This is a genomic window from Cyanobacterium sp. IPPAS B-1200 (genome assembly GCF_001747005.2).
In the GTDB taxonomy this organism is placed as follows: Bacteria; Cyanobacteriota; Cyanobacteriia; order Cyanobacteriales; family Cyanobacteriaceae; genus Cyanobacterium.
This window is the reverse complement of sequence record NZ_CP182905.1, coordinates 1-14337: the sequence shown is the minus strand read 5'-3', so window position 1 is coordinate 14337 and position 14337 is coordinate 1. Positions and strand designations below refer to the sequence as shown.

At 34.2% G+C, this 14337-nt stretch carries 15 protein-coding genes; 9 read left to right on the top strand and 6 right to left on the bottom strand.

The window, feature by feature from the left end; all coding sequences use genetic code 11:
* The first annotated feature begins 1 nt into the window (after nt 1).
* Nucleotides 2-130 (top strand): hypothetical protein, encoded by a 129-nt coding sequence (locus A5482_RS15230; protein WP_255365544.1) that lies wholly within the window; start codon nt 2-4, stop codon nt 128-130.
* Between the two features lie 47 nt (nt 131-177).
* Here A5482_RS15230 and A5482_RS15225 read toward each other — a convergent pair whose 3' ends face one another.
* A complete protein-coding gene (locus tag A5482_RS15225) occupies nt 178-330 on the bottom strand; it encodes a CopG family transcriptional regulator (protein WP_083260435.1) in 153 nt (50 codons plus the stop codon).
* A gap of 30 nt (nt 331-360) precedes the next feature.
* Between A5482_RS15225 and A5482_RS15220 the strand changes: the two genes are divergently transcribed.
* Nucleotides 361-1740, top strand: coding sequence for an RNA-guided endonuclease InsQ/TnpB family protein (locus A5482_RS15220; RefSeq protein WP_069790996.1), 1380 nt, complete (start codon nt 361-363; stop codon nt 1738-1740).
* 185 nt (nt 1741-1925) lie between these two features.
* Here the strand turns inward: A5482_RS15220 and A5482_RS15215 are convergent, their stop codons facing one another.
* Nucleotides 1926-2537: a hypothetical protein gene (locus tag A5482_RS15215; protein WP_069790995.1), complete on the bottom strand. Its 612-nt coding sequence runs from the start codon at nt 2535-2537 to the stop codon at nt 1926-1928.
* 566 nt (nt 2538-3103) lie between these two features.
* On the opposite strand from A5482_RS15215, the gene A5482_RS15210 reads away from it, so the two are divergent.
* The 7 genes from A5482_RS15210 (at nt 3104) to A5482_RS15180 (ending at nt 7718) form a co-directional block, all read left to right on the top strand.
* Nucleotides 3104-3376 (top strand): hypothetical protein, encoded by a 273-nt coding sequence (locus A5482_RS15210; RefSeq protein WP_069790994.1) that lies wholly within the window; start codon nt 3104-3106, stop codon nt 3374-3376.
* Between the two features lie 22 nt (nt 3377-3398).
* A complete protein-coding gene (locus tag A5482_RS15205) occupies nt 3399-3698 on the top strand; it encodes a hypothetical protein (protein WP_069790993.1) in 300 nt (99 codons plus the stop codon).
* Between the two features lie 179 nt (nt 3699-3877).
* Nucleotides 3878-4369, top strand: coding sequence for a GNAT family N-acetyltransferase (locus A5482_RS15200; protein WP_069790992.1), 492 nt, complete (start codon nt 3878-3880; stop codon nt 4367-4369).
* Between the two features lie 209 nt (nt 4370-4578).
* Complete coding sequence (locus A5482_RS15195; protein ID WP_242411963.1) at nt 4579-4788, top strand: ribbon-helix-helix domain-containing protein; 210 nt, start codon at nt 4579-4581, stop codon at nt 4786-4788.
* Complete coding sequence (locus A5482_RS15190) at nt 4775-5113, top strand: type II toxin-antitoxin system PemK/MazF family toxin (RefSeq protein WP_069790990.1); 339 nt, start codon at nt 4775-4777, stop codon at nt 5111-5113. Before A5482_RS15195 ends, A5482_RS15190 begins: the two co-directional genes overlap by 14 nt.
* 245 nt (nt 5114-5358) lie before the next feature.
* Nucleotides 5359-6639, top strand: coding sequence for an RNA-guided endonuclease IscB (gene iscB, locus A5482_RS15185; protein ID WP_069790989.1), 1281 nt, complete (start codon nt 5359-5361; stop codon nt 6637-6639).
* 152 nt (nt 6640-6791) lie between these two features.
* A complete protein-coding gene (locus tag A5482_RS15180) occupies nt 6792-7718 on the top strand; it encodes a tyrosine-type recombinase/integrase (RefSeq protein WP_083260434.1) in 927 nt (308 codons plus the stop codon).
* Between the two features lie 179 nt (nt 7719-7897).
* Here A5482_RS15180 and A5482_RS15175 read toward each other — a convergent pair whose 3' ends face one another.
* From A5482_RS15175 to A5482_RS15160, 4 genes are all read right to left on the bottom strand, one after another.
* A complete protein-coding gene (locus A5482_RS15175; RefSeq protein ID WP_201150067.1) occupies nt 7898-8053 on the bottom strand; it encodes a toxin-antitoxin system HicB family antitoxin in 156 nt (51 codons plus the stop codon).
* A gap of 181 nt (nt 8054-8234) precedes the next feature.
* Nucleotides 8235-8693, bottom strand: coding sequence for a hypothetical protein (locus tag A5482_RS15170; protein WP_069790988.1), 459 nt, complete (start codon nt 8691-8693; stop codon nt 8235-8237).
* Between the two features lie 366 nt (nt 8694-9059).
* A complete protein-coding gene (locus A5482_RS15165; protein ID WP_069790987.1) occupies nt 9060-12176 on the bottom strand; it encodes a type I restriction endonuclease subunit R in 3117 nt (1038 codons plus the stop codon).
* A 276-nt stretch (nt 12177-12452) separates the two neighbouring features.
* Nucleotides 12453-13640, bottom strand: coding sequence for a hypothetical protein (locus A5482_RS15160; RefSeq protein ID WP_069790986.1), 1188 nt, complete (start codon nt 13638-13640; stop codon nt 12453-12455).
* Nucleotides 13641-14337: the final 697 nt, after the last annotated feature.

The window sequence follows — 14337 nt, the reverse complement described above, 5'->3', positions numbered from 1 at the left end:
AATGACTCCCATTGAACTAAAACAAAAAGGCTATCAAGCATTAGTTAAAGAATTAGGGCAAGTAGATACTATCCGTTTTTTACAAGAAATGGGTTGGGGAAATGGTGATTATACCAAGAAGAAAGAGTGAGAAATAGCCACCTGTTTTAACGGGTGGCAAAACGAACGTTGCAGAATTTATTCTGCCTGTGCCTTGTCCAAGCTAATACGATCAATATATGACTCAATTATTTGGGTCATAGTCATATCTTTTAATTGAGCATATTTTTTCAGTTTAAGAAATCTTTTCTCCGATAACTTTACTCCCAAATATTTAGTTTTAGCAGCCATTTTATATTTAAACGATGTTATAATTTATGTATGTATTATAAAACAGTTAAAACACTATTAACTAATAATATTGATGATGAGTGTCATGCTTATTTAAAGTTTGCTTGTGAACAGTCAAATAAGCTGTATAACTCAGCAGTTTATGTTGTTAGACAAGCTCATTTTGAACAGTGTTCTGTAAGGACTTTTTTTGACAAAAACGATTTTTATCGAACAAGTTTAAAGTTATCGAAAGTCAAAGTTAGTTATCCCCAGTTATGCAAAGAACTTAAAGATAACTGTCACTATCAGGCTATAGGAGGAAGCCAAGCTCAACAAACCATAAAATCATCGGTGGAGGGGTTTAAAGCCTACAACAAACTTTTACCTATGTGGTTTAAAGGAGAGTTATCAAATAAACCAAAACTACCTATTTATCGTAAAAATGGATTGTATCCAGTGGTTTTTACAGGTCAAAACTTAAGATTTACTGCTGATGGTAGTCATTGTTATATCTCTATTCCAAAAAGTCAAAAAGATGAATTAGTTACAGGGAGGTTAACTATTCCTTGTGGGAAAGGAATAACTAAAGACAATATCGCCGAGCTTAGAATTATTCCCAGTAATGGGAAGTTATGGGCAGAATTTGTCTATAAATCTCCAGAGCGAAAAGCCAGAGGGCTAGACTATTCTCAAGCTATCGGCATTGATAGCGGAGTCTCAAACCTTCTGACAGTAGTCAGCACTGAGGGTAAAAGTTTTATTCTTTGTGGTAAGCGTCTAAAGTTTATTAACCAAAAATATAATAAATTTGTAGCTAAATATAAGGAAGGTAAATCAGAGTTTTATTGGGATGAAAATTTAGACGAGGTCACTCACAAACGGAATTGTCAAATTCGAGATACGGTCAATAAGTATGCTCGATTTTTAATCAATTACTGCCTTGCTCATAAAATAGGGAACATAGTATTTGGATGGGGAGTAGGAGTAAAAACTAAAGCTAATCTAGGTAAAAAAAATAATCAAAACTTTGTTCAATTACCTACAGCGAGGTTAAAAAATCGGATTAAGGAATTGGCAGGAGAAGTAGGTATTATGTTTACTGAAACTGAAGAAAGTTACACCAGCAAAAGCTCTTTTTTAGACGGAGACTTATTACCAAAATATGGTGAAAAACCCAAGGAGTATAAGTTTAGTGGAAAAAGGGTACAGCGTGGATTGTACAAAATTGCCAACGGTAAAACCATCAATGCCGATTGCTTAGGAGCGATTAATATATTAAAAAAAGTAAGCACACAGCTAGGGTTAGACTTAGCCAAGGTGCGTAGGGGAGCATTGACTCTCCCCAAACGGTATGATGCCAGTTTGTTAAACAAATCATATCGTAAGCGGAGCGAACAGGTTTTAACCTGTGTAGCGACATCTGCTTAGAATCCACGTCATTTTAATGCGTGGAGAAGTCAAAAAAGAGCGTCAAGATACCTTAAAAAATATTACAAGGGCTGAATTTTGGCGTGACATTGAACAAATGAGAGAGGAAAAGCAATAAGTCACGTTTTTTTTCAAGAGCTTTTCAAATGAATTAACCGAAAGGGGTTTTTAAAAAGACAAATCTTTTATTTTGAATTAAAACTTGATAAAAAAGCCTGAATATCAATGTTATTCCAGTCAAGAGAAACATTACTTTTAATAGTAAACTGACCTTCATTAATATCTGTGTTGAAAACAGATTCATTTTTCACGCCTTTTAACAATGCTTCTAAGGTTTTTAGTTGATTACGAGGAAATGTATAAAATACTTTATCCCCTTCAACTTTAACATTTTCAGGTAAAGCCGATTGGGGAATATAACCGCCTAAAAAGACTTTCCAACCAGCGATTAAAGTATTATAAACTTTTGAATCAGTTTTAATATCGGGTTTATTAATTAACTTTATTTGCCCTTGAATACAATCTTCTTTAAGAGTGATACATTCAGGATTGAAGTGGATAGTTATATTAATACTATTATGTTCAATATCAGCAATTAATCCTTTTTTTTCGTCAGGTTTTAAACTTTTTATTTTTTCAACTTTTCCCTGAACTTGTTTACATAAGAATAAGGTTGCTTGTGGTTTAATAATTATCTCTTGCTCTTCAGGATTTACGTCTAAATATTGTTTAACTAATGGTAATAATACCTTTCCTGTGTTTTGAGCTTTTTGTTTAATATTCTTAAAGATGTTCATGTTTTAAATTGTGATAATATTTCTCTAATCTTCATAGTTTGATATAAACCAAAAGAATAAATAGTAATGATAAGTCCAATAACTGAATTATTTATTTACAAAAGTTTTTAACCTATTTCATTTTCTGAAAAAACTTAAATAATATTTACAACTACATTAATATTTTCTATCAATAACTTTAGCATTTTAATGGATTAATTAATAACAAATTAAAATCGAAGCAAAGTTAACTTTGTGGGGTTTTCTCCAAGAAGTTGGTAACTAGATAGCCCTTCACCTTAACGACACTTTTCGCAGATTTGTTACTCAAACGTTTTAAATTGCTAGTGGTGTCTAAATATTATGCTATGGCTATTTCATTTACATTGAACTACTATCATCTGGATAGCGACCAATTTGAGGCATATAAGGGGCGAAACATAGGGTTCATGTCATGAGGGGCAGTGAGAAGTGAAAAGATATATATAACAATGATCTCAACCTTGCCATTGTTTTTCTCCCCTAGTTTCTCAAACCCTATAAAAACTGTTATATTTAATAATAAGGCACAAATATAATATATTCCTATGGCACAAATAAAAACAATCGGTAGTAACGGACAAATTTCTTTAGGAAAAGAGTTTGCAGGTCAAAACGTTTTAATCGATAACTCAGAATATGGTGTTTGGACTATTAAAATCGGTAAATTTATTCCCCATAATGAACAATGGTTATTAGAAAAAGATAACGCTACAAAACTTGATGAGGCTTTGGATTGGGCTAGTAATAATAAACCTACTCATACTGATTTGGCGGAGTTAGAAAGCTCTTTATCATCTAAATTTAAGACTAATGATTAAGGGGAGTTTTAAAGTAAGTTGAATGGCTAATATTTTGCTTGATTTAAACAGCCCTGTTTTCCAAAAAGATTTATTTTCTCTGAGTAAGGAGGATGCTTACAGTGTCTTAAATACCTTAAAGAAAATAAGTAAAATGGATTGGGAACTACTTTACCGTTATCAAGGTTTAAAGTGGGAGTTAATTTACTCTAAGAAGGGAAATAATGGAGAAAATATATATAGTTTTCGTATTAATAAAAAGTTTAGAGCTACTGCTTTAAGGGATGGTAACTATCTCAGGGTACTCAGTTTACATTTGAATCACGATTCAACCTATAAATAAGCTAGAAGTCTTAACGTAAATGGCAAAAGAAGTCCTCATTCTCAGCCATAGCGGAATGATGGATGAATACGCGGACATAAATCTGTCTTGAAGCATGAGCTGTTGAATGATGAAGCTCCCGACGAGAGCTAAAGCGGTCGGGTAGTAGTTCACTAACCCATATTAGTAAATAAAAAATAATGATTGAAATTCTCAAAGCAGATCTGACATTACCTGTTCATGCTGATGCAACTGTTAAATTAATGGATGCCTATGCTTCAGATGCGATGGGAGGAGGTCAAGGTTTATCAGACTATGTTAAAGCGAATCTATCCGCAGAACTTCTTAAGAGAGAATCAATTCATGTCGTTCTCGCTTTTGTAGATGATGAACCAGCAGGGTTAGTAATTGCAATAGAGGGATTTTCTACCTTTGCCTGTAAACCACTACTCAATATTCATGATTTAATTGTAGTCTCTTCCTATCGCCGTAAAGGTATATCCCAGTTATTGTTGCAAAAAGTCGAACAAATTGCTTTAGATTTGGGTTGTTGTAAACTTACTTTAGAAGTATTAGAAGGAAATCAAGTTGCTCAGTCAGCTTATAAAGCCTTTGGGTTTGGAGGTTATGAGTTGAATCCCCAAATGGGTAAAGCATTATTTTGGGAAAAAAAATTAAATGAGCTTGGTTAGTTCTTGTTTTCCAAAAGTAAGAAAAAAACAGTATCAATGATTATCACATATTAATGTTTTTAGAATAATATGAACAATAGCTACTGTATTGTTCATTAATCACATTAAGAGCAAAAAATAATAGAATATTTTTACTCCCCTGACAAAAGTAGTAAGATTAAGTAGTAGTAAGTTTATTTACTTTTAGGTAGGCTATGACAGTAAGAAAAATGTCAGTGTCCATTTCTGAAGATTTGGTAGTATTCATCGACAGTTATAAAAACAGCAGGAGGTGTAAGTCTTCTTCACAAGTAGTTGAAGAGGCGTTAAGATTACTGCTTGAAAAAGACTTGGAAAATGCCTATAGGGAAGCTGACAAGGAAATTGACTCAGATTGGGATGTAGTAGCAGGAGACGGGTTAGGTGATGAAACGTGGTGATATTTTCTATGCCAATCTTAGTCCCACTATCGGTTCGGAGGTAGCTAAAACTCGCCCAGTGTTGATAGTCAGCAATGATATTAATAATCGGGTGGCTTCTACCATAACGGTTTTACCCATAACTTCTAAGGTGACGAAGGTTTATCCTTTTGAGGTGTTTATTGGTAAGGGGGATTCTGGTTTATCCCAAGACTCGAAGATTCAAGCACAGCAAATCAGGACTATTGCCAAGGAAAGATTACAGGGTGATGTGGTAGGTAGTCTCTCTCAGGAAGTGATGAAATTGGTTAATCTGGCTGTTAACTTACATCTGGGATTAGCTTGACGGCATTGCCGTCAACAACCCACCACTAAATCGGAGTACCGACTATAGTGGGGGCTTGAAATAGCCCTAGTTGACCAGATTCAGGTAGCAATACCTACGTTATTTAAGTTAAGACACCTTAGAATGCGAAGCTAGTTTTAAGCTCTGTCGTTAGTAGTTAAACAGTCATTTGGGAGACAGTGCTACTAGCCTAACAAGCTCAAATAACATTATCGAAGCTAACATTACCCGAAAGGAGGGACATTATGTCCAAAGTTTTTTTGATTGATACCAATTACAAACCATTAAATCCAATTCATCCAGCACAAGCTAGACAATTTTTAAGAAACGGCAAAGCAGCTATTCATAAGCAATTTCCTTTTACCTTGATTTTAAAAGAATCTTGCCTTGAAGTTGACGTAAAACCTTTAAGATTAAAAATTGATCCAGGTGCTAAATTTACAGGTATTGCTTTAGTGAACGATAAGTCAGGGGAAGTAGTTTTCGCCGCAGAATTACAACATCGTGGTTTTGCGATTCGAGACTCTTTAACTTCCAGAAGACAACTTCGGCGAAGTAGAAGAAACCGCAAGACTCGCTACCGTAAGCCAAGATTCTTAAACCGAACTCGCCCTAAAGGTTGGCTACCCCCTAGCTTACAAAGTCGAGTTGAAAATATTAAAGCGTGGGTTAAAAGATTACAAAAAGTTGCCAACATAACAGCAATTAGCTTTGAGTTAGTTCGTTTTGATATGCAATTAATGCGTAATCCAGAGATTCAAGGAAAAGAGTATCAGCAAGGAGCTTTGGCTGGTTACGAGACTAGAGAATATCTATTAGAGAAATGGGGCAGAGAATGTGCTTATTGTGGGGCAAAAGATGTTCCCTTAGAAATTGAGCATATTCATCCTAAGTCTAAAGGTGGCTCAAACTCTATAACTAACCTTACTTTGAGTTGTCACAAATGCAACACGAAAAAAGGTACTCAGGATATTAAAGATTTTCTTAAAGGTTCTTCCCGATTAGAAAAAATATTAAAACAAGCTAAAAAACCTTTGGCAGATGCGGCGGCAGTAAATATGACCAGAAATGCTCTTTTTGCTACCTTAAAAGAAACTGGATTACCTATAGAAACAGGTTCTGGCGGATTAACTAAGTTTAATCGGTGTCAACAAAATTTACCTAAGACTCATTGGTTAGATGCTTGTTGTGTTGGTAAATCTACTCCAATACTAAAAGTAAAAGGAATTAAACCTTTGTCGATTATCGCTAACGGACACGGTACTAGACAATCTTGTCGTACTGATAAATACGGTTTCCCTTCTCGCTATGTGCCTCGTTTTAAGTTTGTTCAAGGGTTTCAAACAGGGGATATAGTCAAAGCTGTTGTTACTAAAGGCAAGAAGATTGGTACTTATACGGGGAGGGTAGCAGTTCGTTCTAGTGGTAGTTTTAATATTTCTACCAAAAACGGTTTAGTACAAGGTATTAGTCATAAGTATTGTAAACACATACACCGAAAGGATGGATATAACTATGCAACATGACCCTTGCCCCTCTATTCCTCTCACCACCAAGCTGATTACAGCTATGCTGGGAGTCTCCAAGAGGGCGGAAAGATGATTGAAGAACCCTAATTTGCTCAACTGAAATTAGGGATTCTAACAGGGAATCACTTCCCCAATAAAGACTACAAGTGATGGAAGTACCAAAGGAAGTTGACTTTTTCAACTATAATAATCTCAATAATCTAATAATTTTTGGGGGCATTATGGTGCGCTCCACAGGGGTAACTCGTGCGCAGAAGGATTCGGAAATTATCCTCAGTTGGCTAACTAATAAGCAGTCTATTCATACCCAACGGCAATATAGGTATATCATTCAACATTTTTTGGAGTTTACGGGGATGGATTTAGCCGAGATTTCGGTGGAAGATATTCAGGATTATATTAAGTCTCTCAAGTTAAGGGAGCAAAAAATATCAACTATCAAGGCAAAGTTGATGGTTATTAAGAGTCTGTTTTCTTACTGTTTAAAGACGGGTTATTTACCCCTCAATCCTTCGGTGTTGGTGGATAATCCCAAGGTAAATGATACTATCTCCCAAAAACTATTGAGTGCTTTGGATGTGAAGCGGTTAATGAGTCACACTGACAATCTCCGGGATAAATTACTAATCAGGGTGATGTTTGGGTTGGGATTAAGGGTAAGTGAGGCAATTAATTTAACATGGGCAAATTTTAGTATTGATGATGAGCAGGTTAATTTAACGGTGGTGGGTAAGGGTAATAAACCGAGGACGGTATTGGTTAATCCTAGCCTATGGCAAGAGTTACAAGGTTTGAGAAAGGAGGGTATTGATTATTTATTTACGGTTGCCAAGCGTAATACTCCCATGAAACGTAATACGGCTCACAATATGCTCAAAAGGGTGGGTAAAAAGGCAGGGTTAGGGGATAATTTATCTTGTCATTGGTTACGTCATTCCCACGCCACGGAAGCCATTAAGGGGGGTTGTGATTTATCGCTCTTACAACAAAGTTTGGGTCATTCTTCCATTACTACTACTCAGAAATATCTTTGTTTGAGGAAGAATGAGGGTAGTGGTACTTATGTTAATATTTGACGGAGTGGTTGTAAGAGATATTAATTAAGTTTGGAAATTAATTTATTTCTAATTTCTAAGGGTAATTCTTCATCAATATCTACTTTTTCTCTTTGACTTAAAATAGCCTTAATTTCTTCATCTTCAAGAGTACCTAAATCCTTAATTAATTGATTAAAAGCAGGTTTTTGTTGTTCTATTTATTTTTCTGATAAAACATCAACGGTATAGCTCTTATGAATTTGACAGCTTAAAACATAAACAATATATTGATTGAATAATACCCCTTCACTTTTGGCAAGATTTGCTAATTTATGATGTAGTGTTTCTGGTAATTTTAAGATTAAACGACTCATAATTATCTAATTAATTCTAATTTTCAGCTAGTTTAATAATCAATTCTTTTGGTGTCATGATTTGTAATCCTAGGGCTATTTTGGCTCTTTGAAAATCTTTAACATTAGATGTCACAATTATCTCGACTCAATTCCCAATGGGATGTCGAATAAAGAGGAGATAAAACTCCTCTCCGTTGTTTTACAAGATAATTAAACGGCAACCAGAATGATCCACAGGAGTATCAATTTCATGGTAAAGAATATCAATCCATTCTCCTTTATCTTTAGGAAAATCTTTCCACTTCAGCACTAATACCCAATATTGTTCTAGCTTCAACCCTTGACGAATACCATACCAACGACGACTTTTTAGTTCATAAATGCGCTCGCTCCCTTTCTGTTCACTTTCTACCAAAGAAATACCCACACGAACTAATTTACCATCCTGATTTTCTAACTCAATAACAGCATCGATGTTCAACACATCCCAAAGTACAAGTACATCACTAAAATCATGTCTTTTATAAATTGCCCATGTGACACGTTTAGGGGAATATTGTTGAGCTACAGAGAGTAAATATTTAGCATTTAAATCAGGAGCGTTAAAAGCTAATACTCTTAATTGTGATGCCACAGCCTGAAATCTTAAACCTAACATTGAGTTGACCTCCTTATCTTTTTTTTAGACACACTAACCCCTTGGATTAGTTGTTAGTTATTAAAGAGGTAGACAATGCGTTGCGACTTTGTTAGGTTTTGCTTCCTTTTTTGAGCAACAAAACTAATATAACTTTAAGTTTTTATTTCGTCAAGAGTTTTTTCGCTCTGGAAAAACCTCAGTAACAGACTAGAAAGATTTGGGTGTGATTAACATTTGTGCAACGACGGGCAATCTATGCTAGAACGAATTTACTATAACGACTTTAGCTTATCTTGCACTATTTTGCACTTATCTCGACTTTACGCCTATTCGGCGCAGACATAGACTTCGTTGTGGGAACTCTATGTTTACCCCTATTCTTTCCTAAGAGCCAAACTTCATATTATCAAGGTTCATATTAGAATCAGTCAAAGTAGCTTCTAGGATACGCATAATACTATTCTCAAAGGCTTTTTGAAAATCGGGATCTTGGGAGTAATTTTTATATAAACTTAACTCCTTCCGTCTTTCTTGGTTAACGGCTTGTTTGATTAGATGAGCGATCGCCAAGCGACTATTTTGAGCATCTGGGTTATCAACCACTTGAGTTTGATAATCGGGATTACGAGCCACATTTTGAGCAATATTAACTAACTTGATTCTTTGCTCCTCGGGGGATGCCTCCCATTGTCCGAAATAGGTTTCATTAAAACTATTGATAATCTCCTCTAGGGTGTTATACTCCTTTTCTTCCCCGTGGTATCCCCTTGGGTTAGGGTTTTGGGGTTTTAACTCGCTGGTTTCATCAGTGAGCATAATCTGACTATTAAGACTAACCCTTTCAATGCCATAGGTAGTCAAATCAATACTATTAAGTAACTCATCCTGTTGAGCTTCTTGGGGATTTTTAACCATTAACTTGGGGATAAGAAACTTTAAAAACCAATATAACTTCTCCCAATCCAGATTATTAAAAGGAATCAAACAAGCCAATTGCGCATATACCTTCACAAACTGCTTTGCCTTAACTTTAAAATCAATTTTATCCTCCTCACTCAGTTGTAAATCAGAATTAAACCTTTGAGAAGCCGTATCAATAATCGGGCTGAGTTGTTGGGCTTCCACCCCTGCAAAAAATAACTGATTAAACTGGTTTACCTCCTCCTGTTCATATATCCCCAATTCATCCAAACTTTCCTTTAAATCATGGAGTACATTTATATCAGTAGGTTCAGTGAGGCTAGTGGCAGTATAAAAGGGGTCAAAGGCTTGTTTTATATCCGTGGTGCTATTGACAAAATCAAGGATAAAAGTATCATTTTTACCCATCCTATTATTACAGCGGTTGAGACGGGATAGGGCTTGTACCGCTAATACTCCTCTTAATTTCTTATCAATATACATGGTGTGTAACAAAGGTTCATCAAAGCCCGTTAAAAACTTATTAGCTACCACCAACAAGCGATAATCATCGGTGCGTAATTTACTCTCTATATCCTTACTAGGGAAGCCATTTAAGCTCTCCTCGGTGTGTTCGATACCATTTACTTTCTTTTTGCCTGAAAAGGCTACTATGGCTTGAAAATCGGCGTTATTCTCTTTGAGTAGCCTTTGTATTTCTTGGAAATAAATAATGGCAGTGGTAATATTTTTGGTTACTACCATAGCCCTTGCTTCCCCCTTCATTTTTTTGGGTTTGACCACATTTTCAAGGTAGTGATTAACCATGATTTCGGCTTTGGTGGCGATGGTTTTGCGATGTCCTTCCACAAAGGCTTTAATCTTTTTCTGGGCTTTACTGGTATCAAATTCGGGGTTATCGGCAATGGATTTTTGAATCTCGTAATAGCTTTTATAGGTAGTATAGTTTGCCAACACATCAAGGATAAATCCTTCTTCAATAGCCTGTTTCATGGAGTAGAGATGAAAGGGGAGAAAGCTACCATCGTTTTGTTTGACACCAAACTTTTCTAGGGTGCTATTTTTGGGGGTGGCGGTGAAGGCAAAATAAGAGGCGTTTTGACTCAGTTTGCGGTTATTCATCACCTCTAAGATTTGATCTTGATTGTCGGGGGGGTTGTCGTCTTCTGACTGACTATTCAAGGTCATATTAAGGGTATCAGCTGAACTACCGCTTTGACTAGAATGGGCTTCATCAATGATGACGGCAAAGCGTTTATGGTTTAATCCTTCAATGCCTTCTACGATAAATCTAAATTTTTGGATGGTGGTGATAATGATTTTTTTGCCTGACTCAAGGGCGTTTTTAAGATCTTCTGAGCGGTGGGCATGGGCGATAATGTTTTTAACTTCGGAAAAGTCTTTGATGTTATCCCGTAGTTGTCTATCTAAGTTTGTTCTATCGGTTACTACTATAACTGAGTTAAATAAGGGTTCATCCCATGGAATTTCTTTATTTGTTGAGGTATAGTTTTTATCTGAGTTGGTGGAGTTACTGGTTGATGATGATTGGTTATTCTCTTGGTTAGTGGAGTTACTAGCTGTTGATGATTGGTTATTATCTTGGTTATTAACTTTGGTGAGGGAATAGAGTTGGATTAGTTGGAAGGCTAACCATGTGATGGAGTTGGATTTTCCTGAACCTGCGGAATGTTGAATTAGATAGGTTTTACCTGTGCCATTTATCTGTGCATCGAGGAGGATTTTGTTAACTACGTCTCGTTGGTGGTAACGGGGGAAGATAAGGGTTTTATCTTTTAGCGCATCTTTGGGTTTACCTTCTAATAAAACAAAGTGTTCAAGGATATTGGCTAAACTACTTCGGCTGAAAATATCTTCCCAGAGGTAGCTAGTTTTATGTCCATGGGGGTTGATGGGGTTGCCTTTACCATTGTTATTTCCTTGGTTGAAGGGGAGAAAATAGGTGCTTTTGCCATTGAGTCGGGTTGTCATCCATGCTTCATCGGTATCAACGGCAAAGTGTACTAAACAGCGTCCGAAGTTTAATAATGGTTGTTGGTAATCCCTTCGGCAGTATTGTTTTTTGGCATCATAAACGGTTTGATTTGTCCATTGGTTTTTTAGTTCAATGGTGATGATGGGTAAGCCGTTGATAAATATTACTAAGTCGATGGATAGGGGGGTATCGGTGGTGGAAAAGTGAATTTGACGGGTGACGGAAAAGATATTTTGGTTAAAGTTGGCTTGAATTTGGGGGTTTAGGTTGTTGTAGGGTTGGCTATAAAATAGGGTAAGGTGCGCTGAATCGATGTCTAAGCCTTTTTTGAGCAGGTGTAGGACGCTATTTTTCTTGATTTTCCGGTCTATCCTATCTAATATTAGTTTCTGCCAGTCGGGGTTATATTTGAGCTTCTCTAATTCTTCTGGTTGGGTGGTTTCGAGGAATTGCCATAGTTTGGCGGTGTCTATGGCGATTTGGGGGTTAAAGTCTTTATTTTCTCCGAGGTGATAGCTTTGTTGATTGATAAGGCACTCTTGTATTAAGTCTTCGAGGGCTTTTTCATTGGTTTTGCTTACCATGGGCTAACATTTTTTTATTTAATGAGAGTATTGCAACAATAAGTAATTTTGGACAAAAACATTCTATAATAAGAGTAAGCCCGCTAGTAAGTGAACGTCGGCTTCAAGTCGTGTGTTCGAGTGGCAAGTCTGCTTGAGCCTAGCTTATTAAGGGCTTTATTTTTTCTAAGGTTAAAGGATTTCTTCTAGAATACCACTCTCCATATTGATTATTTCTAGTATCATCTAAATCCATAATCATTGAATAATTATTTATTAGAGGAAATAATTATACTTCTATTGTTCGTACAATACTGTTATACCTTGTATTTCTATATCCAACTTTAGTTTATTAAAATCATAAAGTATGTCATTTAATATACTTTCTGTAGTCTTGAGATTTTTATTCTGTCTTTTTGTCATGAATTGAATTATAGTTAATCTAGATGCTTGGCTAATAAAATCTGAATAATATTCACTAAGAGTATTTTCTTCAGTATTAGCATTATGTACTATTTTGTTTCTAATACGATAAACATAAAGTAGTTTTTCTTTAGAGATGTTTTCAAAATCTACTAATAGTTTCTTTAAAGTATCTGGATTATTAAAAATTGATCTTAAATAGTCTAACTGATAGTATAGTAATTCTTCTTTTTCAAATTTAGCTTTAATTAAATCAATAATTAAATCAATATTTTTTATGAATTCTTTTAAGGGATAAACAAGTAGATTATTTTTTGTATTAATTTCGTCTAACCTTAATATTGAATCTAATTCTTTTAAATCCTTATGATCATTTGTAGAGAAACTATTGTATACCAATTGTTTTCTAATATCTATTAATTTTCCATAATGTTTCCAGACAAATTTATAAAATTGATATATAGCTAAATATTTAGAAACATAATAAAATATATTTTCTGAACTTTTATTATTTCCATCGTTCATTAAATTTTCTAAGCTAACCCAAAACCATAGTATTTTTTCATTTACGTTAAATGATTCAACAGCTTTTTTCTTCCAGTTAAGTGATTCGATTATTTGTTTATCTACGGAGTTTAATTCAGAAATAATTTTAGATTGATAAAAATTATATATAAACTTTATATGTTCGCTTGATTCTTCAAAATTATAATCGTCTTCGGTTATTTCATTAAAAGAACCTTTTTGTATTCCATTTTCGTCAATAATAGAAATTGATCTTGTTTCTATTTTAATGGGATATTTAATATCCATTTGATTACTCAAAATAAAGCTAAGGACTTGATTTAAGTTAGAAATAGCTTCTTGTTTCGATTGTTCTGAATCAATTACATCTAAAGTAACAGCCCCATTACAATGAATATCATCATTTTTACTACCAAAATATTCATAATCATCAAAGTCTAATAAATATTTTTTGATCAACTTTGTGGTTTTGGGATTATATATTCTAACATTTCCAAATTGAATATTTAAGTCTTCCGCTCCTTTAAATCCTTTCAACTGGAAGATATATGTTTCTTTCTTTGTATCAGAAATAAAATAATTTTTAATGGCTAATATTCTATCTGAATCCTTTAAATTATCTAAATATGTTTTAAGTTTATCTTGATATACTTTATCTCCAATATTAAGATTATTAAGATTAATATCATTAGCATTATAGGGAAAATAAGTAAAAATAACAGGTTCATCATCTTTTTTACCAAAATAATAATAGTTTCCTATTTTATATCCAGAAAAAATATTGTCGGGAGTTTTTTGAATGTGTCCTTTTGAATATCCTTTTTCACGTAATTGGAAAATAATTAGTCTCGTTAATATTTTTATCTGATCTTTAACTAATATCGGTTCTTTATCTTTATTATTTTTACCTTTATTTTTTCTATTAAAATTATTATTAATATTTGCTTTTGTTTCTAGGTTTGTATTTTGATCAAAAAATATTTTTTCTAACTCGTTAACACATTCTTGACCTAACCTAAAATCAGATAATAAAGTATCAATTTGAGATAAAATATGTAATAAATAAGGAAAATCTGGTTTTGGAAAATGCTTTTGTATTAAAGTTAATGTTGATTGTAAAAAATCAATAGATTGTATAGGTAAACTGATAAATTCATTAATTGATTTTATAAAAAAATCTTTATAGTTTGAACGCTTGAATTGATATTCATTATTTTTACATTTAGATTGAGGG

Coding starts and splice junctions, on each gene's coding strand:
- A5482_RS15230 (WP_255365544.1), top strand. CDS start 2: ATGACTCCCATTGAACTAAAACAAAAAGGCTATCAAGCATTAGTTAAA.
- A5482_RS15225 (WP_083260435.1), bottom strand. CDS start 330: ATGGCTGCTAAAACTAAATATTTGGGAGTAAAGTTATCGGAGAAAAGA.
- A5482_RS15220 (WP_069790996.1), top strand. CDS start 361: ATGTATTATAAAACAGTTAAAACACTATTAACTAATAATATTGATGAT.
- A5482_RS15215 (WP_069790995.1), bottom strand. CDS start 2,537: ATGAACATCTTTAAGAATATTAAACAAAAAGCTCAAAACACAGGAAAG.
- A5482_RS15210 (WP_069790994.1), top strand. CDS start 3,104: ATGGCACAAATAAAAACAATCGGTAGTAACGGACAAATTTCTTTAGGA.
- A5482_RS15205 (WP_069790993.1), top strand. CDS start 3,399: ATGGCTAATATTTTGCTTGATTTAAACAGCCCTGTTTTCCAAAAAGAT.
- A5482_RS15200 (WP_069790992.1), top strand. CDS start 3,878: ATGATTGAAATTCTCAAAGCAGATCTGACATTACCTGTTCATGCTGAT.
- A5482_RS15195 (WP_242411963.1), top strand. CDS start 4,579: ATGTCAGTGTCCATTTCTGAAGATTTGGTAGTATTCATCGACAGTTAT.
- A5482_RS15190 (WP_069790990.1), top strand. CDS start 4,775: ATGAAACGTGGTGATATTTTCTATGCCAATCTTAGTCCCACTATCGGT.
- iscB (WP_069790989.1), top strand. CDS start 5,359: ATGTCCAAAGTTTTTTTGATTGATACCAATTACAAACCATTAAATCCA.
- A5482_RS15180 (WP_083260434.1), top strand. CDS start 6,792: ATGGAAGTACCAAAGGAAGTTGACTTTTTCAACTATAATAATCTCAAT.
- A5482_RS15175 (WP_201150067.1), bottom strand. CDS start 8,053: ATGAGTCGTTTAATCTTAAAATTACCAGAAACACTACATCATAAATTA.
- A5482_RS15170 (WP_069790988.1), bottom strand. CDS start 8,693: ATGTTAGGTTTAAGATTTCAGGCTGTGGCATCACAATTAAGAGTATTA.
- A5482_RS15165 (WP_069790987.1), bottom strand. CDS start 12,176: ATGGTAAGCAAAACCAATGAAAAAGCCCTCGAAGACTTAATACAAGAG.